The following is a 26,264-nucleotide window of genomic DNA, read 5'->3' as shown; positions in this document are numbered from 1 at the left end:
TAATCCTGTGCATACAACCATTACACAAACTGCTCCCAGCAACGGCGAAGTATCTGCGCAGCAGGTCGCTGAGATTGTATCCCAAGCATGTCCTGCGAAGGCTTACAAAGACAAAAAGATTTTGATGATTGTGCCGGATGGCACCCGGACTGCACCGGTGGGATTGATGTTTCAAACCATCTTCAAGGAAATTGGCGAGCCTGCCAAAAACATCGATGTCTTGATCGCATTGGGGACTCACCAGCCGATGAGTGAAGAGGCAATTTGCCAACGATTGGAGATCAGCCTGGAGGAGCGACGCAGCCAATACAAAAAAGTGCGCTTCTTCAATCACGAATGGAACAATCCAGCGGCATTAAAGAACATTGGAACCATCACGGCTGAGGAGATCAGCAAGTTGACCGATGGCTTGTTTTCGATGGAGGTGCCGGTCGAGATCAACAAGATGGTTTATGATTATGACCAAATCATCATCGTTGGTCCGGTGTTTCCGCATGAAGTCGTGGGGTTCTCGGGTGGAAACAAGTATTTATTTCCCGGTGTCGGTGGTCCACAGATTTTGAATTTTTTCCATTGGCTTGGAGCAGTGGTGACCAATCCGATGATTATTGGGAGCAAATGGACTCCGGTGCGCAAAGTGGTGGATCGGGCGGGGGCAATGGTGAAGGTGGACAAGTTATGCTTCTGCATGGTGGTGGATCCCAGCAAGCAGATGAAAGGTTTGGTGGCTGGAACGCCTGAAGGCGCCTGGGACAAGGCGAGCGAGATTTCGCGTGAGTTGCACATCACCTACAGGGAGAAGCCATTTCATACAGTGTTGTCCTGTGCACCAAAGATGTATGATGAGATTTGGACGGCGGGGAAGTGCATGTACAAGTTGGAACCGGTGGTGGCTGATGGTGGCGAGTTGATCATTTATGCGCCACATATCACGGAGGTTTGTGTAAGCCACGGAACAGTGATTGAAGAGGTGGGCTATCACTGCCGCGATTACTTCCTGAAGCAATGGGACAAATTCAAGCATCATCCCTGGGGAGTACTGGCGCATTCGACGCACGTGCGCGGGATAGGAACTTTTGAAAATGGAGTGGAGAAGTGCCGCGTAAAAGTCACACTGGCGACGCAGATTCCGCGTGAGAAGTGTGAGCAGATCAGTTTGGGTTACCGCGATCCGAACTCGATTCGCATGGAAGATTTCGCGAACCGCGAAGCTGAAGGTGTATTATTGGTGCCCAAGGCAGGGGAGATGCTTTATCAATTGAATAATCCTCCGGCGTGGGCAAAGCGAAGTTAACCTAAACCGAACGCAGGTCGGACACTGAAAGAATAGATTTCTGAATGAAACGATTCGCCGACAAATTGGTTTTATTGGCACTGGTGGCGCAAAGTGCGCTGGCCGCAGACTGGCCACAGTGGCGCGGGCCGGAGCGCACTGGCCATGTGCCGCCAGGCGAGGTTGTGCCCGTGAGCCTGCCGCAGGAGCCGAAGGTCACCTGGCGAATCAAGGTTGGAGATGGGCTTTCCTCGCCGGTGATTGCGGCTGGAAAAGTTTTTTATTCAGACGCCCAGGAGGGCCAGGAGACTTTGCATGCGCTGGAGGCAGGGAGTGGGAAAGAACTTTGGCGGGTGCCGATAGCTCCTTTATTCAAGGATAATCAGACAGCGGCGGCTCCACGTTGCACGCCCGTGGTGGATGGAGATCGCGTTTATGCCCAATCTTGCACGGGAGAGTTCAAGTGTTTGGATGTGTCCTCGGGAAAGCAACTGTGGCAGACCAGCTTCACAAGGGATTTTGGGGCCGTATTCATCGGTGAAAAGGGAAACGCCCAAGGAGCAACGCGGCATGGTTACAACGCCGCTCCGGTGGTGGATGGTGATCTGATTTTCGCCACGGTTGGCAGCACGAATGGCGCGTCGGTGGTGGGATTTGAGAAGAAGACAGGCAAGATGATTTGGAAATCCCAAAATGATGTGCCGGCTTATGCTGCGCCCATCGTGGCTACGATTGAGGGCCGGAAGCAATTGGTCGTCTTTACGGCTGAGGGGGTTATTGGGCTGGAATTGAAGGAGGGCAAGTTGCTTTGGCGTGGGCCGTTGAAAACGACTTTTGGGCGACATATCACGACTCCGGTTATTTTTGAGAACATGGTGGTGGTGTCATCGCATGAACTGGGACTGATTGGAATTCACGTCGCCAAAGAAGGTGATGGTTTCAAGGCAAGTGAGCAGTGGCGGAAAAAGGAATCTGCGATCAATATTTCCAGTCCGGTTGCAGCGGGGCAGTATCTCTATGGTTTGGGACCGCAACGTAACCTGATTTGTGTGGATATTAAGACTGGCAAGGAGATGTGGTCAAAAGAAGGTTATATTTCCACTTCGGCGGGGAATGCTTCTGCAGCATTCATTGTGATGGATAAAAATATTCTGACGCTGACAGATGGCGGTCAGTTGGTGATGTTTGCGGCCGATTGCATGGAATTTAAAGAGATCAGCAATGTTCAAGTCTGTGGAAAGACCTGGTGCAACCCGGCGTATGCGGATGGGAAATTATATTTGCGGGATGGGCGGGAGCTTTATTGTGTTGAATTGATCCGTTGATCGTACTACACATCATGGCGTTGTGTTGGCTGTCGTCCGGAAATGAGCGTTGCTGGCACCAGTCATTGGTTGGGTATTTCGTATTTTGAATCCTTTAGCTGTCGATGAAGACAGCAGAACAGGAGTGTATGCGCCTCTCTAAAATATGGGTTGGTGTTGCCTTGGTTGTCCTACTGGGCGGTTTTTTCCTTTTTCTCTTTGCGCGGGGACATCAGAACTTCGAACGGAAACTGGCTGATGGAACCGTTTTAAAACTGGAAAAGATCAGCTATGGCAAGAGCGATTCGTTTAAACCGGGCGGATTGATACAGCAGCTAAAGGCAATCCTGCCGAAAAAATTTGCCAACATGATCTTCAAAAGCAGTCCCTACTCCGGCTCTTCGCGGTGGTGGAGTGGCGACCTCAACGACACCAACAAGAACGCACTTTATTTCTGGTTTACAAAAAGGGATGGAAGTTTTGCAGGTTATGCTGATGTGCAGTTGGGATTTGCCCAGATTCTTGATGAGCACGGTTGTATTTTCGTTGCGGCGACAGGGGGAGGGGAAAGTGATGGTACCATTATCAGCAACGGCTACCCGGCAGGCTTTTTCGCGTTCCAGGCGTTTCCGCGTCATGAGAAGACTTTCCGGTTGAGAGTTTATGACCGGCGCCAAAAGTTTCTGGCTGAGTTTATGGTCCCGAATCCCGTTCCAATTCCCATTGAGACACAGAAATGGGCGGCGGAACCGCTGCCGACGACACGAGAGGCTAGCGGAGTGGCGTTTACCCTGACTGGGATTCATAGCACCCCAGCTGACAGTTTTGGGAATTCTCTGAGCCTGGATTTAGGCGGCATGCCTGAAGTCAAAACGACTTTTGAGATCAGTGAAGGGGGAAAACCCACGAAGGCGTGGCAGCTTTTGGATGCTAATTGGTCTGATGCTTCTGGAAATATCGCTTCAAAGTGGGAGCCTAAGACGGCTTTTCTTTGCTCAAAGGAAAGCGCGTGGAAAATGCAGGCAAAATTCTTCGGAAGCGAAGAGTCTGGCTATGCTTCTAATGCGACCTGGGTGGTGAAAGGTCTTAAGGTTCCAGCCCCGGGAGAATTTGTAGCGCTGGTCTCGACGCAACAACTGCAGGGAGTAGCAGTCGAGGCGATTGCCCTGACGGGTGCTGGCAGCGTGGCCTATTCCAATAACGTTCCGATCAAGGCAAGTCCGCCAACCGGTACAAAGGGCTATTATTCACGAAGCAGCTCGGGAGGCGGGTTTTATACGATTTACAATATACAGAGTCCTTCGCTCCATGTGGCGGTGCGCGTATCGAACCTTTCGGCAGGTCAACGGTTAAGCGTCCGGGCCACGGATGACCAGGGGCGTAAGTTTTATGCCGACGAACAGCAGTGGGGAAGTGGTGGCTCGCTTAATGCGGCGAATATCCATTATTTCTTCCAAACTTACGATCAACCACTCTTTTTGCCCCTGGATTTGCCCAAGGATTCCAAGACCGTTGATCTCACGTTTACCATCCATCAGGCGCGGACCGCGGAATTTATTGTGAAGCCGCCTGTAAACAACGAGGATAGCTCAAAGCAAAGGGTGGAGAAGAGTCCATAACCGGCGAGGGGTGGGTAGGGGAATGAAGAAGTGTGGCGGTCGAAGCTCTTCCGGGGGATAGGACGTCTAAATTTCCCTTTGAATTCTGACGGATTTGCGGCCAAAATAGTCTTTCGTCTCTGTAGCGGCGGTTTGTAACCGCGGCGCGAAAGGGACGGACGGTTGGTGCTCGTGGAGCGCCGCTGCCAAAGTGAATTCATGAAACGCACGCATCATTGCAACGAGTTACGCCCGGCACATATCGGGCAAACGGTGACTTTGTCGGGTTGGGTTCATTCCCGCCGCGACCTGGGGGGACTTATCTTTATCGACATTCGGGATCGCGAAGGACGCACCCAGACGGTTTTTGATCCCTCGGATTTGCCAAAAGATTTATTTGATCGCGCCGCCTCCCTGCGGAGCGAGTGCGTGATCAGCGTGACCGGCAAGGTCCGCCAGCGGCCTGCGGGAACGAATAATCCCAAAATTCCCACGGGCGAAGTGGAAGTGGGTGTTACCGCGCTGGAAGTGTTGAACATGGCAGAAGTGCTGCCGTTCCCGGTGGATGACCCGGAAGTGGCCGCCAAGGTAAACGAAGAATTGCGTCTGCAGTATCGCTATCTTGATCTGCGTCGTCCGGAGATGGCCCGGAATCTGCGCCTGCGCAGCAAGGTGGCGACGGCGACCCGCGTGTTCATGGATGAACAGGGATTCCTAGAAGTGGAAACACCGACGTTGTTTAAATCGACACCCGAAGGTGCGCGTGAATTCCTCGTGCCGAACAGGCGCGAACCGGGAACTTTTTATGCGTTGCCGCAATCGCCGCAGCAGTTCAAACAGATTTTAATGGTGTCCGGCGTGGAGCGTTATTTTCAACTCGCGCGGTGCTATCGCGATGAGGATTTGCGCGCCGATCGTCAGCCTGAGTTTACGCAGGTGGATATCGAAATGTCGTTTATTGATCGCGAAGATATTTATTCCTTGATCGAAGGATTGTTGAAGCGCGTTTGGAAGACCGCATTGAACATGGATATTCCAACACCGTTCAAGCGCATTTCCTTTGAGGAAGCGTTGAACCGTTATGGCATCGACAAGCCGGATACCCGTATCGGCATGGAACTGGTGGATTTCACGGAAGAGTTTCGTGCGAGCACGTTCAAAGTGTTCAGCGGTGCGATCGCCAATGGCGGGGTGGTCAAAGCCCTCAATGCCAAGGGACTGGCTGACGCCACTCAAGGTCAGATTGAGACCATGACCGAGTATGCCAAGAGCTTCGGAGCGAAAGGCCTCGCATTCATCAAGGTCGAGAAGGGTGAATGGAAGTCGCCGATTGTGAAGTTCTTCAATGAGGCGGAGAAAGTTGCGCTGACGCAGAAGCTCGGCATTGAAGAAGGAGATTTGATTTTATTTGCGGCGGACCAATGGCTGACGGCCTGCGAAATTTTGGGCAAGATTCGCCTTTACTGCGCGGATGTGCAGAAGGCTAAAGGCAAGTTAACCATCCCGGCAGATCGATTTGATTTCCTGTGGGTGGTGGAGTTTCCGTTGTTGAGCTTCGATAAGGAGCAGAACCGGTGGTACTCCAGCCATCATCCATTCACCGCTCCGGTGGCGGATGATATTCCGTTGCTGAAGACCGATCCCAAGAAAGTTCGTGGCCAACATTATGATGTGGTCGTGAACGGCGTTGAACTGGGTGGCGGATCCATTCGTATTCATCAGCCGGATGTGCAGAAGACCATTTTTGAAGAAGTGCTGCAAATTCCGCCAGAGATGGTGAAGGCGCGGTTTGGTTACATGCTGGAAGCATTCCGTTACGGAGCGCCGCCGCATGGTGGTATCGCGCTGGGTTTCGATCGTTTGATCGCCATTCTGTGTGGCACGCCGAGCATTCGCGACGTCATTGCGTTCCCCAAGACGGCGAAGGGAACTGATTTAATGACCGATTCACCCGCGCCAGTTGAACCGAAGCAGTTGCGTGATCTGCACCTTGAGTTAAAGGTGCCGAAAAAAGAGCAGCCATGATGGCTGTTGCGTAAACTGCGATGAGTAAAATTCACGAAGCCAGGCTCAAGCTGCGCGGGGAATTGGAAGCTCCGCCAGCGTTGCGCCGGTTCGGCACTGGCTGGGCAAGTGGCGCGCTTGGGTTAGTGTTCGGCATTGCAGGACTGTTGCTGGTTATTTCGTTTCGCGCTCCTGGGCTGTTCACCATGCCGGAGGTGCGCGGATTGGAAGGGAACGCCTGGTTTCGCCTGGGGCTGCATGTCCTGCTCATCGGGGCTTTCGCGTTATCGACTTTGAGCCTTGCACTGCGCCCGGGAAAAATTCTCGGCACCAGTGGCATCACCGCCACTTTATTGGCAGCGTTGCTTGGTGGATCACGAGCAACTGCACTGGTTCCAGGAGTGATGCCGATGTTTCTGGGGCTGGATTGGTTCGTTTTGAATGTTCTTTTTACGGGCGTTCTCTTTATCCCGATCGAGAGCATCTTTCCACAGAAGGCTGACCAGGCCATCTTTCGTGAAGAATGGCGAGAAGACTTGTTTTACTATCTGGTTAGCAGCCTGATGGTGCAGGTCCTGACGTTTCTGACTTTTGCGCCGGCAAAGTCCATCCTGGCCATTGCCCCATTGACCGGCGTCAGAGCGTGGATTGGTGCGCTCCCGTTTTTCGTGCAGTTTTTGGCGATCATGTTTCTTACAGATCTGGTGCAATATTGGGTGCACCGGGCGTTTCACCGAATTCCGTGGCTCTGGAAGTTTCACGCGGTGCATCACTCGGCCCAAAGCATGGATTGGATGGCAGGGGCACGCATGCATTTCCTTGAAATTTTTGCACTGCGAAGCATGACGGTCATTCCGATGTATGTGTTGGGCTTCAGCGATCTGGTAATGCACAGTTACATCTTCCTGGTTTATCTCTATTCGACGTTCGTGCATGCCAATTTAAACTGGCGTCTTTCCTTGATTGAAAGGATTCTTGTTACCCCACGATTCCATCATTGGCATCATGGAATCGAGAAAGAGGCAATTGACGTAAATTTCTCCATCCACTTTCCGTTGATTGACCGTCTATTCGGGACGTATTTCCTTCCGAAAAGCAAATGGCCCAACGGCTATGGCATTCAGGGCCATCCGGTGCCCAAAGGCTACTTGGCGCAGTTCAAATATCCTTTTCGTCGTCAGGCGACCCTCCTGTCTTCTCCGGCAGTGGCGGCGGAGCAACGGCCTCTTGAGTCAAAGGAATCCGGAAAAGAGTGAGGCACAGTTTTTTAGATAAAGTCACTGGTCCCACGCTGGCAGATTTTACCAGCGAGGGGCTTATTGTGCCGGATTTGAAGGCCCGCGATATGGCGGGTGTGATTTTGGAATTAAGCAATGCGTTCCAGAAGCATGATCCGGTGTGGAATGCGCAGAGACTGAACCAGGCGGCGCTGGGACGGGAAGAACAAATGAGCACTGCGATGAACTTCCTCACCGCTTTTCCACATGTGCGCTCCAAGGATTGTCCGAAGATGCAGTTTGCCCTTGGGCGTGCCAGCGAACCTATGGAGTGGGGCCGGCCGGGGTCGTTGAAGGTGCAATTTGTTTTCCTGAATGCGATCCCTGCAACCGAAGCATTGGGATACCTCAAACTGCTTTCCGGCGCATCAAAGCTTGGGAAGGAGGCGGCGTTGCTTGAGCAGTTCAAAGCGGCGGCGACCGCCAGGGAATTGTATCAGTTGTTGCAGAAGATCACGATTCGCAAGCATGCCCATTCGGTGACCGGATAAGTGGTAAGGATGATTCAGGCGAACGTGCATACGTTTCAACGGCTTTCTGGTGCGTTGTGGAAGCCGTTGAAACGGCTGGGCCGCTGTCGCAGTGTCTGGCCACCGGGCTGAAGCCGCGGTGTTAATGAGAATTTTACAGTAGATGCGTCAGCCCTAGATCATCAGCCGCCTTGGATGAAATAACTGAGGTTCTCCAATTCGATGGCCAGGTTTACGTTGTTTACCATGACCTCTTCGGGGACGTGGAGAACGAGGGGAGCAAAATTGAGGATGCCGGTTATGCCGCAGGTGACCAGGGTATTCGTGACTTCCTGGGCGGCTGCGACGGCGACTGTCAGGATGGCCATCTTGACATTTTTTTCCCGGATGACGTCGGCAAGTTGATCCATCCCGAGAATGGGCTGGGTAATTTTTTTATCGCGTCGGCGTTTAGGGTCCAGGTCGAAAGCGGCGACGATCTCGAAACCTTCCTTTTCAAATCCACGATAGGAGAGCAAGGCCAAACCCAAATTACCAACCCCGACCAGGACGACTGGTTGGAGACTTTTCGTGCCCAGTTCATTGGTGATCATGGCAGAAAGCTGCTCGACATCGTAGCCGAGGCCGCGCGTGCCAAACTGGCCGAAATAAGTCAGGTCCTTGCGAAGCTGGGTGGATTTGACGCCGGCGACCTTGGCCAAGGCTTCGCTGGAAACGGTGCGAATGGCGTTGTCCTTCAGCCTGGCAAGACAGCGAAGATAGATGGACAAACGATAAATCGTTTTACGTGGTATTTCTGGGCGATCCGGTTTTTTCAATCCTGAAAAAGAGATAAATGAAAGTCAGGCCGGATGCAAGCTAACCTTATTTTAATCGACAAATACCAATTCGTTGGTGAGGAGGAGCACCTGGGCATAACGCTGCCAGACGTCCAATTCGGGATGGGTTGCGCGAGCGGCCTCCGCGAAATCATTCAGTGCGCTCCATTCCATTTTCTGTCCCGGCATGGAACTGGCATCGGCGGCATAGCGGATGTTGGGGGCCCAGGAGAATGAGTCGCTGTCCACATCGCCATTGTTATCGGTGATGAAGTCGATGATATCGCCGGGTTTGACCTCGATGTGTTCCAGAGCAGTTTCCTTCTTGTCGTGATGGACGGTATATTCGCCGAGAGTGCCGAGACGGCTGGAAACGATCCGGCCACGAACACCATTGCCCTCCGACGCCGGATGGCCAAGGGTGCCGGAGATGTTGATCTTGCCAGCGCGAGGGGCAATCCAACGGCGAATGGCGTCATGATTGAGGTCGTTGCCGGGATGCCCGCCGGTGCCACTCAAGACCACCCAACCCAGGCTGGGGTCAGGCAGAACTGGTCCGCCTTGAAAGGCACGGCCATCGAAATAAGGGAGCTTGGTAAATTCCCCGGTATGTTTGGTGGCGAGGTCATAGGAACCAAAACCAAAGAGCCAATTTGTAGCAGTATTTTGCGGAGTGGCGGTCTTGAGCTGAGAGTGCATGAACTCTTCAGCAAGTTTGACTTCATCGCGGGTTGGGTCGCGTTGAAAAGCAGTTTGATAAAGGAGTCGAAGACGCTGTTCGTCGGTTTTGGCGTTCTTGAACTCAGCACGGTTGGCGAAGGTTTTGGCTTGTTCCACGACGAAGGGGCTGTTCATGAGAAACAAGGCCTGTTGGGGCACGGTGGTAAAGAAGCGGCGCGGATTGGTCGTGTCGGGACTGGCGAGATCGAAGGTGCGGAAAATATTAGGGAGATTTTGGCGGTCGATGTAGCCATAAACCGTGCGACGTGTGGTGAATGGTGTGCTGGTGATATCCACCGAATGGCCGCCGGGAGTCAGATCCAGTTTTCCAGCGACTGCCAGGAGAGTATCGCGCAGGGCCTCGAATTCCAACCGCTGACGGTTCATGTGCCAGACGAGTTGATTGCCTGGATCAATTTTGGCGAAGGCAGGATTATCTTCACTGGTTTGTTGATAGGTGCTGGAAAGCATGATCCAACGATGCAGTTTTTTGATGGACCAGCCTTCATCCATAAAACGAGCGGCCAGGTAGTCGAGCAATTCAGGATGAGTTGGTGGCTCGGAGCGCAGGCCAAAATCGCTGGGAGTGGCGACGAGAGGGGCGCCGAAATGGTGCATCCAAACACGGTTTACAAAAACGCGGGCTGTGAGGGGATTATTTGTGTTGGCGATGGCCTGCGCGAGTTCGAGGCGTCCGCTGCCTTTGGTAAAAGGTTTACGATCCTTGCCAGCGACGACTTCCAGGAATTGACGCGGCACTTCCGGACCGCGACGGTCGCTATTGCCGCGGATAAACACCTGAACATTGTAGGGACTGGCCTTGTCCACCAAGGCCATGGCGCGAGGCGGCGCACCGGGATGCGTGGCATCGAGTTCATCAACTTTGCGTTGTAAAGCCCGCATGTTTTGACCGGTGGGGATATCGTAGAAGCGGTCGAACTCGTGAACCGGCAGGTTGCAGGGCGAATCGGCAGCGTAAAGGATTTGTCGCAATGATTCTTCCGACATGTCGGAAAGGGACTGGGGCGGTGGAGAATTGGTTTGTGCAGCCTGCCACTTTTTATCGATTTCCACGAACAAACTGCCGTAGCGCGCGGCAACTTCATTGATGTTTGTGGGTGGGACTGAAAATGCTTTGGCGAGGAGAGGGGGAATGGCGCTGTTCTTGTTTGTTGAAAACGAGGCGGTTAAGTCCCTGGCTTTGGAGGAAAAGTCATTAGTCGGCAACGCTGCGAATGCGAACCATGGAGCAAAGATGGCGTTGGTGGTTTTGTTCCAGGTGCCGAGGCTGTTTTTCCAGCGTTGAAGCAGGCCATCGTCGATTTTTTCCTTACGAAATTGATCTTTTAGCTGGTCCTGATCCTTGCGGTGTTCGGATTCGTAGGCAGCGAACAAATAATCGCCGGAACGATGGCGAATGGAGGTGGCGGTTTCACGCTGCTTGTTTTCAATGAAATCCTTGCGTTCCTTTTCACGTTTGGCGTGTTCATCGAGGTATTCCTGATATGCCTTGACATTCCCGTGAGTGCCTAGAAGTGGTTCGATCTGGGGTTCCTCAGAGCTGGCGAAGATGCCATAAAGTGAATAGTAGTCCTTGGTGGGAATGGGATCGAACTTGTGATCGTGGCAGCGGGCGCAGTTCACGGTGAGGCCCATCATGCCGCGGCAGACGACGTCGATACGGTCATCGATGATGTCGTGTATGTTGTTCACAAAACGGCGACCGAGCGTCATATAGCCAAGCGCGGCGAGCGGGCGTTTATCCTCACCCAATGGAAGCAGGTCGGCGGCAATTTGCTGGGTTATGAATTGATCGTAGGGAAGATCTTCGTTGAAAGCACGAATGACATAATCGCGGTAGGTATAGGAGAAGGGATACCGCCGTTCTTCCTCGAAGACGTAGCCCTTGGTATCGGCATAACGGGCAACGTCGAGCCAATGGCGGCCCCAGCGTTCACCATATTGGGGAGAAGCAAGCAGATGATCGACGACCCTGGCAAAGGCATCTGGAGAGGTATCGGCGAGGAAAGCGGTGACTTCCTCCGGCTTTGGTGGGAGACCAGTCAGGTCAAAAAAAGCCCGGCGGATGAGAGTGCGTTTGTCCGCCCTGGGCGAGGGTTGGAGGTGTTTGGCTTCAAGCTTTTGTAAAATGAAATTATCGACGCCGGTTTGAGCCCAGCGCTTATTCTTAACCTCGGGCGGGGGAAATCGTTTGATCGGTTGAAAGGCCCAGTGATTCTGAGCCTTGTCGCGAATCGTCTCGGCTTTAGATAACGAGGCCGGAGAGGCTACGCGGGGATCGGGTGCGCCCATTTTTACCCATGCCTCCAGGCTGGCGATTTGATCAGCAGGGAGTTTTTTGCCTTTTGGGGGCATTTGAAGGTTTTCGTCAGCGTAACGGATGGCCTTAATCAGGAGGCTCTTTTCGGGGTTGCCAGGTTCGATGGCAGGACCGTTATCACCGCCTTTGAGCAAACCTTCGTGCGTATCCAGCAGAAGACCGCCCTTAACTTTCTCACTTTGGGCGCTGTGGCATTTGTAACAATTATCGGTGAGGATGGGCCGAATCTTTTTCTCGAAGAATTCGATTCCGGTGGAGTCGTCGGCTGCGGGGACTTTGGGGACAAAAAGGGCAGATAACAGCCCCAGACAGAGCAACTGGCGGAACTTTATCAACGTAAATGTAAAATAGTTTTGCAAGTGCCTGAGATTTGCGAACGAATGAATTTAGCTGCTTTCGCAATGAATTCCAAGAAATGACGCTTGAGCCAGGCATTTTCTTCAAATCGGCTTCGGAGATCAATTTAATCGAAGATAAATCACGAAACTACGGCCATCACCCTATGGAGATACAAGGTATTAGCCCTAGGTTAAGTACAGAAAGAACAATAAGTAAAGCTGCCAAAGTAGCAAAACCAAAATTTACGAAAGGGACTTATTATGAATCCATACGATGACAAAAAAGCCCGTGGGACAATGGAAGGGGCTGATAGGGGAAGTCTCAAACGCTACATTGATCATGATGTAGTAGATAGTGCCAATAACAAGATAGGAACTTTAGAGTGCCTTTGGTCTGATAAGACAGGACAACCTGCCTTTTTAGGGGTAAAAACGGGGTGGATATTCGGAAAAACGCACGTAGTTCCGGCCCGAGACGCAGAAGTCAACGAGGCCACCAGCACTATTCGGCTGCCATTTTCGACGGATTTGATCAAAGGAGCACCGGCTTATGATACCAACTGGATCATGGACGACGCTTCGGAGAGGCAAATTTATACGTATTACGGTGAAGAACGGTCCGGCTTAGGGGAAAAACGGATGGAAACAAGAGAAACCCGTGCCACAGAAGTGCCGCGGTTCGATCCGGAGCTCAAAAAGGAGTATTCTGGCTTCAAGGAAAAAGAAGCTCCTGTGCTCAAGGAAAAGGAAACGTCTGTCTTCAAGGAAAAAGAGGCCGGCATGGAAGCAAACCGCATCCAACTTCATGAGGAAGAGCTTTTAATTGGCAAACGCCAGGTGAATGTGGGGGGAGTGCGTTTACGCAAGGTAGTGCGCACGGAAACCGTCAATAAGCCGGTGGAATTGCAGCACGAAGAAGTTATCATTGAACGGGTGCCGGCATCGGAAGTAACTCCATCAATGGCTGGGAAAGAAAAATTCTTCACGGAACAGGAAATATTTATTCCCTTGCGTCGTGAAGAAGCCGTAATTGAGACGAAAGACCATGTTCGCGAAGAAATCCGTGCGCGGAAAGTTCAGAAAGTTGAAACGACACAGGTTTCCGGGACAGTGCGCAGGGAAGATGTGAACGTGGAAAAGGAAGGACAGGACGTCAAAATCACGCAGGGGGCAGGGAAGGATCAGCTCAAGTAAGTTGAGGTTCCGATTATGCGAGGAACTTTAATAGCGCTTCGGCGGCACGGAAACTGGCACCAGTTTCCCCCAAAGAAGCGATTACTTTCCTTAGCTTTCCTTTAATTTCCAATTGACGGGATTTATCCTCCAATAGTTCCAAAGCGGCGCGCGAGATATTTTCCGGCGTTGCTTCATATTGCAGGAACTCTGGAAAGACGGGTTCGTTTGCAAGAATATTAGGCATGGCCATGTAGTCCACGGTGATAAGACGCCTGCCAATTTGGTAAGTAAGCCAGGAGGTTTTATACATTGCGACCGTTGGAACGCCGAAGTATGCGCATTCCATAGTTACGGTACCCGTGGAAGCGAGGGCAACATCTGCCTGAGCCAGGGAATCCGCAAGATTACCAATCTGAACTTCCAGATCAGCTGGCAGTTCCATTGAATGCGTCTGATTCAGCAGACTTTCATCGGGAAGAATCATACGAGCCTGGACGTCGGGGCGCTTGGAGCGGATCAATTCCAGAGCGGGAAGCAGGACCGGTAGATGTTGTTTCAACTCACCAAGACGGCTGCCAGGGAGGAGCAGTAAGAGAGGCCCGGCTGAAGGTTTATTGGGATTGATGGTTCCTGCGGCGGCTTTAAATCGATCGAGAATGGGATTGCCAACAAATTCCACCTTAAGCTGAGGAACACGGGCGGTATACCAATCTTTTTCAAACGGGAAAATGGTCAGCAACAAGTCGTAAGCGGATGGCATTTCGTTCGCGCGTCCGGGGCGGGAAGCCCAAACTTGAGGGGAAACGTATTGAATTATCTTTGGATTCCAATTTGAGGAAGTACCCGGTGAGCTTCGCAAGTAGTTCTTTATTTTTGCGGCAAGACGGCGATTGAAGCCGGAATAATCAACGCAAATGATGAGATCCGGTTTACGGTCGAGGGCGAGTTGGAAAAGGGTGTTTAGAAGCTGCTTAAATTTTCCATACCGCTTGAGAACCTCCCAGAGACCGGTTACTGCGTGAGGGGACATATCCACAGCGATTTCCACACCGGCAGCCGCCATACGAGAACCGCCAGCGCCGAAAAACTCGAGGGCAAGACCAGCGCGGGGCTTCAAAGGATTCGCAGAATCATTGGATTCCGCCGTGGTTTGTGTGCGCAGAGCGGTGACGAGATCGGCAGCGAGCATGTCGCCGCTGGTTTCACCGGCAATCACCATGATGCGCCTGGGACTCATGGTTTGTTGGGCGGATACTCGCCGGGCTGGGGACGATTTTCCTTTAAGAATCCGGCAATTCTCAGCGGAACCAGGCTCACGGCGACGCCACATAAAATATTTGTTATCAGAGCGGCGTAATGGATGGGAGCCGGGAATGCGGCTTGTTTCCAGGAGTCATCCGGCTGCTTTTCGTAGAAGTTGATGGGAATGGGAAAACCAGCGATGCGCCGATTGGCCACGTTATATTGCAGGATAAGGCTGCAATAAATGCCCAGGACCAGGCCGATACAAGCGGAAATGCGGAACTTGCGAAACCACGTGGCATCGTAATGGCCGCGGCGCAACCAACGATTGATCGATACAATCGCGTAGATTGACAGAGCCGTCAGTGGAAGAATGAATAGTAGCCCCATAGACCTTAAGTTAGCCTAACTTTGCAATTCCTTCCTGAATCTGGCGGGTGATCTCGAAAGCCAAATCGAGCGCCTGTTTGGCGGATTTTCCGCTCACCACCGGTTCCTGTCGTGCATGGACGCAATTGACGAAACTTTGGAGTTCGACCTTCAACGGTTCGACTTTCTCGATGGGGACGGGTTCGCGGACAATGCGTTTGCCGCCGAACTCGCTGACGATGGTGGAGTCCTTGGCGGAGAGCAGTTTTTTAAGCAGGGAGGATTCCTCCTCGCCTTCACGGGCGATGCGGTAAATAAAACCTTCCTGAGCACGATAATCCAGGGAGACATAGCTGGTCATGGCGCCACCGCTGAACACCCGGATTTTGCGCATGCGTTCGGGACTCACACGGCTGGCAGTAAGATTCGCCACGCAACCATTGGCGAAACGCAGGCGGGCATTGGCGATATCTTCGGATTTGCTGAGCACCGGAATGCCGACGGCGTCGACGCTGGTGACCGGAGATTTCACGAAGGCGAGCACGACATCAAGGTCGTGGATCATGAGGTCCAGGACGACGCCAATATCAGTGCTGCGAGCGGGATAAGGAGAAAGTCGATGGGTCTCGATGAAGCGCGGGTGCGTGGCGACGGTTTCGAGATAATTGAAGACAGGGTTGAAACGTTCCACGTGGCCGACTTGCAAGACGCAATTTTTTTGTTGAGCAATCTGGACGAGTTCGGTTGCCTGAGCGGCGTTGTCGGTCATCGGTTTCTCGACGAGGACGTGTTTGCCTTGCAGAAGCAACTCTTTGGCGAGATCAAAGTGAGTAGTGGTGGGAGTGACGAGGCTCAAGGCATCGCTGGCAGTGGCGGCTTCGGCGATGGAAGAAAAGGACCGAGTGCCGTTTTTGGCGGCGATTTTCTGGGCTGTTTCCGGGAACGAATCGTAAACACCGACAAGATCCACCTGGCCAGCCTTGGCCAGCTCGGCATAAATGCGGACGTGTTCCTTACCGAGCGAACCGGTTCCAATTACAGCCACTTTGATGGTCTGAGACATGCGAAATTTATAGGGGGCAGGGTGGCAGGTTCAAAGGTTAAAGTTGTGTTACGGCGAGATTACGAGTTGCCGATTGAGAGAAGAATGAAACTTTACGCTTTCAACTTTGAAGTTTAGTCCCTAAATCTCCATCCGTGATTTTGACCTACATCATTACTGCGCTGGTGGCTTATTTGCTGGGATCAATTCCCACCGGGTATCTGGTGGGCCGGGCTAAAGGCCTTGATCTACGCACCATGGGAAGCGGGAATATCGGCGCGACGAATGCGTTTCGTATTCTGGGCAAGGGACCGGGCATTTTCGTGCTGCTGGTGGATGGATTGAAAGGGTGGGTGTCGGTGGCGTGGGCGGGAATATTGGTTTATCGATTGATGCAGGGCGGGGCTCGACCGGATGCACAGACCTCTGAATACCTGCGCATCATCGGAGGCGTTTGCGCGATCCTGGGACATAATTACACCTGCTGGCTGAAGTTTAAGGGTGGCAAAGGCATTGCGACTTCGGCGGGAGTGTTGGCGGGGTTGATTCCCATTGCATTTTTGGCGGGATTAATAACCTGGATTGTCGTTTGTGTCCTCACGAAGTATGTTTCCGTGGCTTCGATCACAGCAGCGGCGGTGTTGCCGTTTGCAACGATGTTCGGTGGATACAGCCGATTGATGATTGGGATTGCGACCTTCATGGCGGCACTGGCCATCTACAAACATAAGGGAAATATAGAACGATTGCGTAAAGGAACTGAAAATAAGTTTGGCGCCAAAAAGGCACCGCCAGGAGCAAAGGGATGAAAGTAACGGTTTTAGGTGCGGGAGCGTGGGGAACGGCGCTGGCGAAAGTGCTGGCCGAGGGCGGTCATGCCATCACGTTGTGGGGGCATGACGCGAAGCGATTGGAGGAAGTAAAACGAAGCGGTCGCAACGAACGGTATTTGCCGGGTGTGGAGTTGCCCAAGGGATGGCAGTTTGAATCCGACGTAGCCCGGGCAGTTCAAGGGAGTGAGTTCGTGGTGGCGGCGGTGCCGTCGAAAGCATTTCGCCATGTGACCAGTCGAATGCCGGATTATGCGGGTGTGGTGGTGAGTGTGACCAAGGGGATTGAGTATGAGAGCGGTTTGACCATGTGCGGCATTTTGGCCGAGACTGCGCCCAAAGCCAAGGCGGCGGCAGTGTCCGGGCCAACGTTTGCTTTGGAGGTGGCCAAAGGAATTCCCACGGCATGTGTAGTGGCGAGCAGAGATCCAGGAGTGGTGGGTGCGTCACAAAATCTTTTGCATCAACCGACGTTTCGTGTTTACACCAGCCTTGATATTTTAGGTGTGGAACTGGGTGGATCGTTGAAGAACGTGATCGCAGTGGCGGCTGGTGTATGTGACGGGTTGGGATTTGGGGACAGCTCGAAAGCGGCTTTAATCACGCGCGCGATGGCGGAGATTCGGCGATTGGGAGTTTCCTGCGGAGCGCAGGGAGACACGTTTGCGGGGCTCAGCGGGTTGGGAGATTTGACCGTGACCTGTTTTTCCAGGCTAAGCCGGAATCGTGGTTTTGGAGAGCGTTTGGGCAAGGGCGAGAAGTTGGAGGATGTCCTGGGAAGCATGGTGGCGGTGGCGGAAGGCTATCCGACGGCGCGTTCAGCCTATCAGTTGGCGCGGAAGCACAATGTGATGACGCCAGTGATTGATGAGGTCTATCAGATGCTTTACGAAGGCAAGAACGTGAGACAGGGAGTGAGGGATTTGCTGGCGAGGGATAGCAAGCCGGAAGACTGAGGGGAATTTCGAGTTTCAACTGAAGATGGCCACAAAAAAGCACAAAAAGCGCAAAATGGAGAAGGCGGGAAAAACTAAAGAAAGGACCGCGTCTCGGGGAAACGCGGCCTGAAATGTTTTAACAAGACAGTTACTTCAAAGCATCTTTGATGGCGGCGAGGAGGTCGCTGTAGCGGTCGAAGGGTTTGAAGTGCGGGAATTGTTTTTGGATGGCTTCGGGGGCATGGAAAAAGAAGCCGACGTTGGCTTCGCCGAGCATGGTGGTGTCGTTGAAGGAATCTCCGGCGGCGATGACGTGGTAGTTGAGATTTTTCAAGGCGGCGACGGATTTTTGTTTTTGGTTGGGCTGGCGCAGGCGGTAGTTCACGATTCGGCCATCGACGACTTCCAACTGGTGACAAAAGAGGGCGGGCCAATCGAGTTGCCTCATGAGCGGCTTGGCAAATTCCTCGAAGGTGTCGGAGAGGATAATTACCTGTGTAAGAGAACGGAGTTCGGCGAGGAATTCCTTGCCGCCTTCGAGCGGGCGGAGGGTGGAGATGACGTCCTGAATGTCGGAAAGCTTGAGGCCGTGCTTGTCCAGGATGTTCAAACGGCCTTTCATGAGGACGTCATAATCGGGAATGTCGCGCGTGGTGAGGCGCAGTTCCTTAATGCCGGTTTTCTCTGCGAAGGCGATCCAGATCTCAGGGACCAGCACGCCTTCCAAATCCAAAGTAACGATCGATTGTTTCACTACGGGAATTGTTTCAAAACTTTGTTGCGGTGTCCAGTGGTTCAAAAATTAATGAGTTGCCGCCGGCACGTTGTGGGTTCTTCGCCAGGTCTTCGAAGAAGGAGAGGGTGCGCGGCTTATTGCTTCCATTCTGTCTTAAGCTCATTCAATGAAATCCAATGGCCGGGATTTTTGTCATCAATTTGAGTGGCGATTTCTCGACGAACCCTGGCGTCTCGGAGATGGCGCAAATGTAGAAGATAAGCGGCCAGATGAGCTTGCTGCTCTGCGGCAGTTCAGCTATTTCAGTTTTAATCTCTTCCAAGCTCACAAGAATACGATAGCAGTCCGGTGTTTTCGTGCAACCGTGCTGAAAGGCAGGCTTCACGCATTTAATTTCACGGACTTCCATGATGGTCGAGTGGCGCGAAAATTGGGCGGTTGTTTGTTTGAATGAGAAAAACGGGACGTGGATAAGGAGATGCTCGCTCGGACTCGCGCCGACTCCGTCGACAAAGTGTTGGAATGTTAGGGGAAGCTTTCCCCGGGCTTTGCCCGGGGCTGGTATGGAGCGCCCCTTTGGGGCTTGGGACGGGAGCGTTTGAAAGTCAATTTGAGCCCGGTTTATCGAGAGCGGGAAATGGGAAGGCTTTGGAGGGGATGTGTTGTTCGCGCATGAGGTTGTCCAGTTTAGTGACGATGTCGGGGTGTTCGTCTGAAACATCGTGGCTTTCGGCGATGTCGGTTTGGAGGTCGTAGAGTTCGATGTGGAGGTTGGGTTTGGCGTTGCCTTTGGGTTTGAGGTGCTGGCGGACGGCTTTCCAGTTGCCTACGCGGATGGCTTGCTGGCCGCCGTAAGCCGGGAATTCGCGGTAGAGGAAGGGGCGTTCGGGAAGTTTTTCACCTAGGAGAGTTGAGGCGAAGCTGAGGCCGTCGATGCCGGTGGGAACTGATTTTTTATTTCCACTCAGCTCCAGCAATGTTGGGAGCCAATCTTCGAAGCCGGTCACGCGGTCGGAGGTGGAGTTCGGCTGAATTTTGCCATGCCAGCGCACGATCAATGGGATGCGCATGCCGCCTTCGTAGATGGATGTTTTGCCACTACGGAAAGGACCGCTGGAGTTGAAGAATTTTGTGTCTGTTCCACCCATGTCTTGAGGAGCGGGGCCGTTGTCCGAGGTGAAGACGAAGATGGTATCGTCATCGAGATTGAGTTCCTTTATCAGAGCGAGCATGCGGCCGAGGTCGCGGTCCATGCGGGTGATCATGGCGGCGTAGGCGGCGTGGGGTGTGCGATTCGGTAAATAGCCTTTGCCACCGGTGTAAGGCGTTTCGGGAAGTTTGCCTTCGTATTCCTTGAGCGAGTCCTCCGGGACTTGCAATGCAACATGCGGGACGATGGTGGGGAAGAAGAGGAAGAAGGGATGGTCCTTGTTGTCGCGAATGAAGCGGAGCGCCTGTTCCGCGTAGAGATCGGGGGCGTAAGATTTTCCGGTGAAAGCTTTGTAGCTGGCGGGATCGTTTGAGTCTGCGTCTGCAGGCAGTTTTTGATCTTCGCCGATGGGAGGATTGTCGAGGGCGAGTCGATGGTTGTCATCCCAGAGATATGTGGGGAAAAGATTGTGAGCGACGCGCTGGCAATTGTAGCCGAAGAAACGGGTAAAGCCCTGGTCGAGCGGTTTGCCGGAGCTTTCTGGGCCGCCCAGTCCCCATTTGCCAAAGGCGCCAGTGATGTAGCCGTTTTGTTGAAGCAGTCTGGCCACGGTGATCGTGTTGGCAGGGAGCGGGAATTGACCTTCGGGTTTCAGCTCGCGGTTATCGCGAACGGCGGAATGGCCGGAATGTTTGCCAGTCATCAGCACACAACGCGAAGGCGCGCAAACGGGGCTGCCGGAATAATGCTGGGTGAACTTCATGCCTTCGGTTGCGATACGGTCAATGTTGGGAGTGTGGATTTTCTTTTGGCCGAAGCAGCCGACGTCGGCATAACCCAGGTCGTCAGCGATGAAGAAGATTACGTTGGGTTTGCGTAGCGGCATCGGGGAAGGTTCAGCGGCGTTGATGCACAAAGGGGAAAGAACTGAGAGCAAAGCGACGAGAAATCGGAGGCGTCGGGGCAACAAATGTTTTGGCATGTGCTAATATTAAGGAAAATGTTGGACCGAGCCAAGATGCTTGTGAGATGGCGTAGAAGTCATTCAGATGGCTATTTGTGTGATGTCTTTAATCGTCTTTAGAAAGAAAAATGATGACTAAGTTATTTGTGGTCAAAAGTCTTGTCGATTCGGGAGGTGAGCATGTATAGCGAGGCGTTCAAGAAGTTCAATCGCTGGGCACCGATTCCACTACGGTTGATCGTAGGCTATGGCTTCATGAGGCATGGCTACGATAAGATTGTGCATGGTCCCGAGCATTTCATTGGCATACTGCATGCCATGGGCGTTCCGGCGCCCGAGCTCATGGGATGGGCGACCATTCTCGTTGAGCTTGTTGGTGGATTGGCTGTGCTGATTGGTGCCTTCGTGCCGCTGGTCAGCGTGCCAATGGCGGTGCTTTTGCTAGTGGCGATTTTCACCGTCCACATCCCTTACGGTTTCACCTCGATCAAACTTCAATCATTCACGGCTGCCGGAGCTCAGTTTGGTCCGCCCGGATATGAAACCAACCTCTTGTACCTTGCATGCCTGGCAACGCTGGTTTTAGGTGGCCCCGGACCGTTCGCGGTGGATGGGCTTCTTGCAAGACGTCGAGGAGTCAAGGCACCTCTTTCGGGCTAGGCTCAGTCTGAAAATAATATCGAGAAAAGCATCCTGTTTTCCATGGTTATTGCAGTGGAACCTGAAGCAGGAACGCTGCTAGCCTGTCGCTATCAAAGGATAGCGCCTGCGGCCTCCGCCTTGCCTCAACCAAAATCCCTCCTGCCATTCGGAAATTTCTTTCGACTTTCGGTATAGACCTCCTTTCGTTTTTAAACTAAAGAATATCCATATGAAGGGAAGTTGCCTCTGGAATCAAATCGTGGCTCTCGTCGCTGCGACGTTTATAGGCTGCGCGGGTTGGGCTCCCGCTGCAGCTCCAGGCAGGTTGAGTTCTGAGAAACCGAAGGCGAAGTCGCCATGGGAACGAATTGTATTGGTGGGCGCGAGCGCGACGGCTGGCTTTACCGGCTATGAACCATTTGGAGGCAGTAATACTGTGCGACACAGCTTGAGTCGTTATGTGGATGCGGCATTGATAGCTCCGCATGAGCCGGTAACCAACCTGGCAACGGCAATGTTTTTCTTCCAGCCGGAAACCATAGGCCGGACTCAGATCGAAAATGCGCTTAAAGCGAACCCCACGCTGGTGATCGGAGCCGATTTTTTGTTTTGGTATTGTTATGGTAGAAACTGCACGGATGAAGAGCGGTTGCAGCGGTTTGAGAAGGGGTTGAAGTTACTGGAGGGAGTGAAGTGTCCGCTGGTGCTCGGCGATATTCCTGACGCTTCGGGGGCTGCCAACGAGATGCTTACCAAAGACCAGATGCCGAGTGCCAAGGTGCTAGCGACTGCAAACAAACGGTTGAAGGAGTGGGCGGGCAAACGACCGAGAGTTGTGATTGTATCCTTGTCCGCATTTATGCGCACAGCAACGGCGAATGAGGCGCTCAGGATTCGCGGCTTCAGATTGGAGAAGGGCAAGACGCGCATGCTTTTGCAGTACGACAAGTTGCATCCGAGCCCACCCGGTGCGGCGGTTCTCGCGGTTGCCATTTTGGACGCTGTGCAGGCGAGACAACCGACGATTTCGATAAACGAGATTCGCTGGAATCCAAAGGAAGTGTTCCGCCTGGGATTTAACCCGCCGCAAAAAGTTCAAACCATGCCAGCTGCTGCGGGTAATGCTCCACCGCAAGCTGAGAAGCCGGGAGGCTCGTAGCAAGCAAGACTGAGAAATTCATCCAGCAAGCCTTGGTTTTGTCCCGAATAGCAACTTACCCCATTGTCCGAGGGTGGTTCTTTTGAGTAGAGACAGGAAGTCAATAATCAGTAACCGGATGAAACCTAACATTTTGCTGCTGGCAGAAGATTTGGAAGACGATATTTTTTTATTCGAGCGGGCACTGCGGCGGCGGAATATTGCCTGTGTGGTTCGGGTGGCGAGCAATGGCAACGAAGCGTTGGATTATCTTTTTGGCAAAAATAAATTTGCGAATCGTGTTGCATTTCCGTTGCCATCGCTGGTGATTTTGGACATCAAGATGCCGGAGATGGATGGTTTGGAAGCACTCAAGCATATCCGGCAGGATGCGAGGCTTTCCAAACTGCCGGTGCTCATTTTCACCAGTTCCAAATGTGAAGAGGATGTGGAGTTGGCGTATGAATTGGGAGCGAATGCCTACATGGTGAAGCCGGCGGATATCAACCAACTTGGGGAGATGTTGGAAGTGATGACCAAGTTTTGGTTTGGGATTAATGTTCTGCCAAATTTAAGGCAGGTTTAACCGGGAAAATGCAGTTCAACCAGAGGGGTATATTTTACCGCTCCCTCCTGGCGGGAAGCGGTTCGCAACAGCCGGTCAATCCACGCTCTTAGTTGCGGATTGGTCAAGGGGCTTTTTCAATTTCACTAACGATGAGATTAACTGCCTGGGCGGGAGAGCAGCGGGCCGTATCGATGACAAGATGTTCTCTATTCCAAGGATGATAATCCCATTCAGATACTTCATGCCATGATGGCACACGGTGTCCCACAATATCTGCTGCTCTGGTTTCCACCCTGCGTTGATGCTCCGATGAGTCAGAGCACTTGATCTCAATTTCCACAGCTTTTTGGCCAGTATTTTGGGCGGCTGCAATCCACCGATCTCGCGACAGCTGAATTGGATTGACCGAATCCGCAATAACAATTTGTCCAAGGCTGAGATTGTCCTCTGCGATTGCATATCCTACACGGTAGCCCGCATCGTTCATCGGCCCTGACAATAATTCAGAGTTTTTTATCGCCTGTTCGATGGAATCGATGCGTACATGCACGGCCTTGAGCCGCCGCGCAAGTTCACGGGCGATTGTTGTTTTTCCTGTACCCGGAAGACCGCTGAGGACAACAAGCATATTTAGAGTATGTATATGGTCCATCCATTTTATGGCAAACAAATCGAACTAGCTACAACATATGGATGATATATATGGAGGTGCTGGTCGGTCAGGAATTAATCAGTAACGCCGGAGTCCGCGCCCAAATAGCGTAAATCGAACAATACCAAACAGTGGTGAATACGTTCTGAGGCAAATACGGCTATCCTGTATGTAGAACATTTCGCCGCGCAGGAACATCGTGTAGTTTGATTTTATAATGATTTCTCTGAATCGAGAAACCAGTCCCGTTTCAATTGCGTTTGGGAACGCGAGTTGTGGCGAGTTTCAGCAAGTTCCAGCCAGTAGTGGCGATTTGTGTTTCCACGCAATGCTTTGCTGGCAGTCTTACCGACAGTGGCCGTCCACCGTCTCAAGAAACCCTGTTTTATGCGAGTTTTAACAACTTGAACACAGATGGGCAGGAATAAATACGGATTAAGACGGAGCTTATCCATGGATGAACCCACTGCGGCGGGAGCGCGAATAGTGAGTCGTTTTCCACTACTACGACATTCGGTGGGTTTTCAGTACCGGTCTAATTCGATTTTTTGTAGGCAGGGGTGGATGACGCAGCAACCTGGCGCAGGTTTGCGCCCTCGGGCAGTTGCTGAGCGAGTTTCGTGAGGAGTTCCTCCCAGACGGCAAGTGCCTGCTCCACCTTTTCGAGTTCCTGCTCCAATCTTGTCTTCAGCTCCAATTCCAGTTTCATGGTACGTCAATCGATCTTCCTGCAATATATACTTCCGGCGATTTGATACATATCAACGCCGCGCTTTGATTTCATACAAAGCGATAAAAATATATCACTCATTATTATTACGGGCAAACGGGGCAAATCGTTCAAAAAAAGTGGAAAAATGTTCGGGCGAAGGAATAAGAGCTTGGATTGGATCGATGGAGGAGTGAAATTGTTAATTGGGGGTGATGGTATTTTCCCTTGGATAAGGTTTAAGATTGCAAGACAGAGCCAATAGTTTTAACTAATCGCAGTCGGCAGGTGGACTTGTCGGAAAGGGCGTTACTAAACCGCTTTTAACAATTGAGGAGCGTCGAAATGAGTGCTTACAAATCGGAAAATGAGCAGGTGATTCCGGGAGTTGATCCTGTTGAAATGGTCAAGAGCGCGCAAGATGCAAGGGCGGAAAAGATTGGGCGACGAATCGGCATGGTGATGATGGTTGCCATTTTGGGAATGGCAATACTGCAGTGGCCCGGTTTCATTGTTGATTCATCTCATCTCCATTCATGGAAGCATGTTTATGATATTTCCTTAATACAGAGGGTGTACTTCATGTGGTTCTGTTTGTTTTTTTCGTGTATTGCCATAACGATTTTAGCGGCGTTTGGGGGCAAGTTTGCAGGTTCTTTTTCTGCCAAACTGCGAACTCCTTCGGTTTTGATCGGGCTTATAGGTTTATCCATTCTCATAATTGCTGCAGTGGTTTTCTTTTCCCGTCCGTATACGGGCACAAGTCTGAATCTCGTGGACGGGCGGTATTTTATGGGCGGATGGTTCCTGCTTGTTTGGGGGATTGTTTTTAGGAAATAGGATTGTCCGATATCGACCCGGAGTAGATTTACATGATTGGCAGGACGGTTGCAGATGCGGTGACTCCGAACAAACTCAAGTGCAACGCGAGGATGAAAGCAAGGAAATGAGCATTTATAAATCAGATGATGATCAGGTAATTCCGGGAGTTGACCCGATACAATTGATCAAGGACTCGCAAAACGCCCGCGCGGAGAAAATACAGCAGCGAACCGGGATGGTGTTCGGTGTTGCCGTGTTTGGAATGATAGCACTCCTCATGCTTAAATTTGCCAACGGGCCCTACACTCCTTATCGGTCTTCCAAAGCATTTTATGACACATCCTTCCTGCAGAGGTTTAGTTTTATGTGGCTCACCCTGCTAATGGCGTGTATTCCGGTATCGATGCTGGCGGGGTTCAGGATCAAATATCCATTTTTGTTTTCATCCAAGGCGCAAACTCCTTCGATTCTGATTGGAGCGATAGGATTGGGGATCGTGATTTGTGTCGCAGCAGTTTTCTTTTCCCGTCCGTATTCGGGAGTGAAGTTGGACCGTGCCAGTGAAGGTTGGTATTTTATGGGTGGATGGTTTCTTGTTTTGTGGGGGATTGTCTTTAGGAAGTAGGTTGGTTGAGTGCGAGTCGAGGGCGAATTGGGATTTTGCTCGATGACTTTTGAAGTTGGACGCGGCCCGGGATGCGAGCCGCGCGTAACAATAAGGAGTGAGACTAAACAGTTCGGTGCCATGATTACTTAGCGTCGGAATCGTTTTGAGCGAGGTGCGGCGGGTTCGGGAGCCCGGCCGGTGGCACGCTTGATCTCTCGCGAGACCTGTTCCTGCGTGACCTGGGCTTCCATTTTCGCGGGGGCTTCGACATAGCGAATGCCGGGGCCTTCGTTCCATGGACCGCGGGCGTCGATTTCGCCGTAGTCGCCCTCGCCGGTGGAGTCGTTATAATATTGATTCACGACATTGGGTGTGGGTGGAATGTTGCCGATGGTGAAAGGATCTTTGGTGAGGCTATTCAGCGCGGTGGTGAAAGCCTTGAGATGGGTGATTTCGCGCGTCATAAGGAACTGGAGCGCATCCTTGGAGCCGGCGTCGTCGCAGAAATTGATGAGGCGTTCGTAAACGATTTTGGC

The 26,264-nt window shown here is 52.2% G+C and carries 25 protein-coding genes and 1 pseudogene; 14 read left to right on the top strand and 12 right to left on the bottom strand.

Going from position 1 to position 26,264, the window contains the following annotated elements; all coding sequences use genetic code 11:
* The first annotated feature begins 7 nt into the window (after positions 1-7).
* The 6 genes from CFLAV_RS28070 to CFLAV_RS28045 all read left to right on the top strand — a co-directional run bounded on the left by CFLAV_RS28070 (position 8) and on the right by CFLAV_RS28045 (position 7,947).
* Positions 8-1,294, top strand: coding sequence for a lactate racemase domain-containing protein (locus tag CFLAV_RS28070; RefSeq protein ID WP_007418300.1), 1,287 nt, complete (start codon positions 8-10; stop codon positions 1,292-1,294).
* Positions 1,295-1,338: 44 nt separating this feature from the next.
* Positions 1,339-2,598, top strand: a complete 1,260-nt coding sequence (locus CFLAV_RS28065) for a PQQ-binding-like beta-propeller repeat protein (protein ID WP_007418299.1) — start codon at positions 1,339-1,341, stop codon at positions 2,596-2,598.
* 104 nt (positions 2,599-2,702) lie between these two features.
* Positions 2,703-4,196 (top strand): hypothetical protein, encoded by a 1,494-nt coding sequence (locus tag CFLAV_RS28060; protein WP_040550541.1) that lies wholly within the window; start codon positions 2,703-2,705, stop codon positions 4,194-4,196.
* Between the two features lie 198 nt (positions 4,197-4,394).
* The gene (aspS, locus tag CFLAV_RS28055) at positions 4,395-6,200 is read left to right on the top strand and encodes an aspartate--tRNA ligase (RefSeq protein WP_007418297.1); all 1,806 of its coding nucleotides are present in this window, start codon (positions 4,395-4,397) and stop codon (positions 6,198-6,200) included.
* A 20-nt stretch (positions 6,201-6,220) separates the two neighbouring features.
* Positions 6,221-7,435: a sterol desaturase family protein gene (locus CFLAV_RS28050; protein ID WP_007418296.1), complete on the top strand. Its 1,215-nt coding sequence runs from the start codon at positions 6,221-6,223 to the stop codon at positions 7,433-7,435.
* Positions 7,432-7,947, top strand: coding sequence for a PTS sugar transporter subunit IIA (locus tag CFLAV_RS28045; protein ID WP_007418295.1), 516 nt, complete (start codon positions 7,432-7,434; stop codon positions 7,945-7,947). The genes CFLAV_RS28050 and CFLAV_RS28045 overlap by 4 nt, the downstream gene beginning before the upstream one ends.
* 161 nt (positions 7,948-8,108) lie before the next feature.
* On the opposite strand, the gene CFLAV_RS28040 is transcribed toward CFLAV_RS28045, so the two are convergent.
* Positions 8,109-8,744, bottom strand: coding sequence for a redox-sensing transcriptional repressor Rex (locus CFLAV_RS28040; protein WP_007418294.1), 636 nt, complete (start codon positions 8,742-8,744; stop codon positions 8,109-8,111).
* A 51-nt stretch (positions 8,745-8,795) separates the two neighbouring features.
* Complete coding sequence (locus CFLAV_RS28035) at positions 8,796-12,164, bottom strand: PSD1 and planctomycete cytochrome C domain-containing protein (RefSeq protein ID WP_007418293.1); 3,369 nt, start codon at positions 12,162-12,164, stop codon at positions 8,796-8,798.
* Between the two features lie 276 nt (positions 12,165-12,440).
* Between CFLAV_RS28035 and CFLAV_RS28030 the strand changes: the two genes are divergently transcribed.
* Positions 12,441-13,337 (top strand): YsnF/AvaK domain-containing protein, encoded by an 897-nt coding sequence (locus CFLAV_RS28030; protein WP_160164679.1) that lies wholly within the window; start codon positions 12,441-12,443, stop codon positions 13,335-13,337.
* A gap of 13 nt (positions 13,338-13,350) precedes the next feature.
* Here the strand turns inward: CFLAV_RS28030 and lpxB are convergent, their stop codons facing one another.
* Genes lpxB through CFLAV_RS28015 form a run of 3 tightly spaced genes read right to left on the bottom strand, consistent with a single transcriptional unit; the run spans position 13,351 to position 15,993 of the window.
* Positions 13,351-14,556, bottom strand: coding sequence for a lipid-A-disaccharide synthase (gene lpxB / locus CFLAV_RS28025; protein ID WP_007418291.1), 1,206 nt, complete (start codon positions 14,554-14,556; stop codon positions 13,351-13,353).
* Positions 14,553-14,951, bottom strand: a complete 399-nt coding sequence (locus tag CFLAV_RS35270; protein WP_007418290.1) for a hypothetical protein — start codon at positions 14,949-14,951, stop codon at positions 14,553-14,555. The genes lpxB and CFLAV_RS35270 overlap by 4 nt, the downstream gene beginning before the upstream one ends.
* A gap of 10 nt (positions 14,952-14,961) precedes the next feature.
* Positions 14,962-15,993, bottom strand: coding sequence for a Gfo/Idh/MocA family protein (locus CFLAV_RS28015; RefSeq protein ID WP_007418289.1), 1,032 nt, complete (start codon positions 15,991-15,993; stop codon positions 14,962-14,964).
* A gap of 134 nt (positions 15,994-16,127) precedes the next feature.
* Here CFLAV_RS28015 and plsY point away from each other — a divergent pair, with 134 nt between their 5' ends.
* A complete protein-coding gene (gene plsY / locus CFLAV_RS28010; RefSeq protein WP_007418288.1) occupies positions 16,128-16,781 on the top strand; it encodes a glycerol-3-phosphate 1-O-acyltransferase PlsY in 654 nt (217 codons plus the stop codon).
* Positions 16,778-17,758, top strand: coding sequence for an NAD(P)H-dependent glycerol-3-phosphate dehydrogenase (locus tag CFLAV_RS28005; protein ID WP_007418287.1), 981 nt, complete (start codon positions 16,778-16,780; stop codon positions 17,756-17,758). Before plsY ends, CFLAV_RS28005 begins: the two co-directional genes overlap by 4 nt.
* Positions 17,759-17,888: 130 nt before the next feature.
* Here the strand turns inward: CFLAV_RS28005 and thrH are convergent, their stop codons facing one another.
* The 4 genes from thrH to CFLAV_RS27990 all read right to left on the bottom strand — a co-directional run bounded on the left by thrH (position 17,889) and on the right by CFLAV_RS27990 (position 20,608).
* Positions 17,889-18,494 carry a bifunctional phosphoserine phosphatase/homoserine phosphotransferase ThrH gene (thrH, locus tag CFLAV_RS28000; protein ID WP_007418286.1) on the bottom strand — a complete coding sequence of 202 codons (606 nt, stop codon included), beginning with the start codon at positions 18,492-18,494 and terminating at the stop codon, positions 17,889-17,891.
* Between the two features lie 13 nt (positions 18,495-18,507).
* On the bottom strand, positions 18,508-18,639 hold the full coding sequence (locus tag CFLAV_RS37050) for a hypothetical protein (RefSeq protein WP_007418285.1): 132 nt from the start codon (positions 18,637-18,639) through the stop codon (positions 18,508-18,510).
* On the bottom strand, positions 18,640-18,885 hold the full coding sequence (locus CFLAV_RS27995) for a hypothetical protein (RefSeq protein ID WP_007418284.1): 246 nt from the start codon (positions 18,883-18,885) through the stop codon (positions 18,640-18,642).
* Positions 18,886-19,081: 196 nt separating this feature from the next.
* On the bottom strand, positions 19,082-20,608 hold the full coding sequence (locus CFLAV_RS27990; RefSeq protein WP_007418283.1) for an arylsulfatase: 1,527 nt from the start codon (positions 20,606-20,608) through the stop codon (positions 19,082-19,084).
* A gap of 162 nt (positions 20,609-20,770) precedes the next feature.
* On the opposite strand from CFLAV_RS27990, the gene CFLAV_RS27985 reads away from it, so the two are divergent.
* The 3 genes from CFLAV_RS27985 to CFLAV_RS27975 all read left to right on the top strand — a co-directional run bounded on the left by CFLAV_RS27985 (position 20,771) and on the right by CFLAV_RS27975 (position 22,956).
* Complete coding sequence (locus CFLAV_RS27985; RefSeq protein ID WP_007418282.1) at positions 20,771-21,250, top strand: DoxX family protein; 480 nt, start codon at positions 20,771-20,773, stop codon at positions 21,248-21,250.
* Positions 21,251-21,461: 211 nt separating this feature from the next.
* Positions 21,462-22,391 (top strand): SGNH/GDSL hydrolase family protein, encoded by a 930-nt coding sequence (locus CFLAV_RS27980; RefSeq protein WP_007418281.1) that lies wholly within the window; start codon positions 21,462-21,464, stop codon positions 22,389-22,391.
* A 118-nt stretch (positions 22,392-22,509) separates the two neighbouring features.
* On the top strand, positions 22,510-22,956 hold the full coding sequence (locus CFLAV_RS27975; protein WP_007418280.1) for a response regulator: 447 nt from the start codon (positions 22,510-22,512) through the stop codon (positions 22,954-22,956).
* A gap of 103 nt (positions 22,957-23,059) precedes the next feature.
* Here CFLAV_RS27975 and CFLAV_RS27970 read toward each other — a convergent pair whose 3' ends face one another.
* Both CFLAV_RS27970 and CFLAV_RS35830 read right to left on the bottom strand, forming a co-directional pair.
* Positions 23,060-23,566 (bottom strand): P-loop nucleotide/nucleoside kinase family protein, encoded by a 507-nt coding sequence (locus CFLAV_RS27970; protein ID WP_007418279.1) that lies wholly within the window; start codon positions 23,564-23,566, stop codon positions 23,060-23,062.
* 559 nt (positions 23,567-24,125) lie between these two features.
* Entirely contained in the window at positions 24,126-24,299 is a 174-nt protein-coding gene (locus CFLAV_RS35830) for a hypothetical protein (RefSeq protein WP_007418277.1), read from the bottom strand.
* Between the two features lie 375 nt (positions 24,300-24,674).
* Between CFLAV_RS35830 and CFLAV_RS27960 the strand changes: the two genes are divergently transcribed.
* Both CFLAV_RS27960 and CFLAV_RS27955 read left to right on the top strand, forming a co-directional pair.
* Positions 24,675-25,139: a hypothetical protein gene (locus CFLAV_RS27960; protein ID WP_237712474.1), complete on the top strand. Its 465-nt coding sequence runs from the start codon at positions 24,675-24,677 to the stop codon at positions 25,137-25,139.
* 106 nt (positions 25,140-25,245) lie between these two features.
* Complete coding sequence (locus tag CFLAV_RS27955; protein WP_007418275.1) at positions 25,246-25,746, top strand: hypothetical protein; 501 nt, start codon at positions 25,246-25,248, stop codon at positions 25,744-25,746.
* A 224-nt stretch (positions 25,747-25,970) separates the two neighbouring features.
* Here CFLAV_RS27955 and CFLAV_RS27950 read toward each other — a convergent pair.
* Positions 25,971-26,264, bottom strand: a pseudogene (locus CFLAV_RS27950) (manganese catalase family protein); the annotation flags it as partial.

This window comes from Pedosphaera parvula Ellin514 (assembly GCF_000172555.1).
Lineage (GTDB): Bacteria > Verrucomicrobiota > Verrucomicrobiia > Limisphaerales > Pedosphaeraceae > Pedosphaera.
This window is presented reverse-complemented; position numbering and strand designations above follow the sequence as displayed.

Coding starts and splice junctions, on each gene's coding strand:
- CFLAV_RS28065 (WP_007418299.1), top strand. CDS start 1,339: ATGAAACGATTCGCCGACAAATTGGTTTTATTGGCACTGGTGGCGCAA.
- CFLAV_RS28060 (WP_040550541.1), top strand. CDS start 2,703: ATGAAGACAGCAGAACAGGAGTGTATGCGCCTCTCTAAAATATGGGTT.
- aspS (WP_007418297.1), top strand. CDS start 4,395: ATGAAACGCACGCATCATTGCAACGAGTTACGCCCGGCACATATCGGG.
- CFLAV_RS28050 (WP_007418296.1), top strand. CDS start 6,221: ATGAGTAAAATTCACGAAGCCAGGCTCAAGCTGCGCGGGGAATTGGAA.
- CFLAV_RS28030 (WP_160164679.1), top strand. CDS start 12,441: ATGGAAGGGGCTGATAGGGGAAGTCTCAAACGCTACATTGATCATGAT.
- lpxB (WP_007418291.1), bottom strand. CDS start 14,556: ATGAGTCCCAGGCGCATCATGGTGATTGCCGGTGAAACCAGCGGCGAC.
- CFLAV_RS35270 (WP_007418290.1), bottom strand. CDS start 14,951: ATGGGGCTACTATTCATTCTTCCACTGACGGCTCTGTCAATCTACGCG.
- CFLAV_RS28015 (WP_007418289.1), bottom strand. CDS start 15,993: ATGTCTCAGACCATCAAAGTGGCTGTAATTGGAACCGGTTCGCTCGGT.
- CFLAV_RS28005 (WP_007418287.1), top strand. CDS start 16,778: ATGAAAGTAACGGTTTTAGGTGCGGGAGCGTGGGGAACGGCGCTGGCG.
- CFLAV_RS37050 (WP_007418285.1), bottom strand. CDS start 18,639: ATGAGCTTAAGACAGAATGGAAGCAATAAGCCGCGCACCCTCTCCTTC.
- CFLAV_RS27995 (WP_007418284.1), bottom strand. CDS start 18,885: ATGGAAGTCCGTGAAATTAAATGCGTGAAGCCTGCCTTTCAGCACGGT.
- CFLAV_RS27990 (WP_007418283.1), bottom strand. CDS start 20,608: ATGCCAAAACATTTGTTGCCCCGACGCCTCCGATTTCTCGTCGCTTTG.
- CFLAV_RS27985 (WP_007418282.1), top strand. CDS start 20,771: ATGTATAGCGAGGCGTTCAAGAAGTTCAATCGCTGGGCACCGATTCCA.
- CFLAV_RS27980 (WP_007418281.1), top strand. CDS start 21,462: ATGAAGGGAAGTTGCCTCTGGAATCAAATCGTGGCTCTCGTCGCTGCG.
- CFLAV_RS27975 (WP_007418280.1), top strand. CDS start 22,510: ATGAAACCTAACATTTTGCTGCTGGCAGAAGATTTGGAAGACGATATT.
- CFLAV_RS27970 (WP_007418279.1), bottom strand. CDS start 23,566: ATGCTTGTTGTCCTCAGCGGTCTTCCGGGTACAGGAAAAACAACAATC.
- CFLAV_RS35830 (WP_007418277.1), bottom strand. CDS start 24,299: ATGAAACTGGAATTGGAGCTGAAGACAAGATTGGAGCAGGAACTCGAA.
- CFLAV_RS27955 (WP_007418275.1), top strand. CDS start 25,246: ATGAGCATTTATAAATCAGATGATGATCAGGTAATTCCGGGAGTTGAC.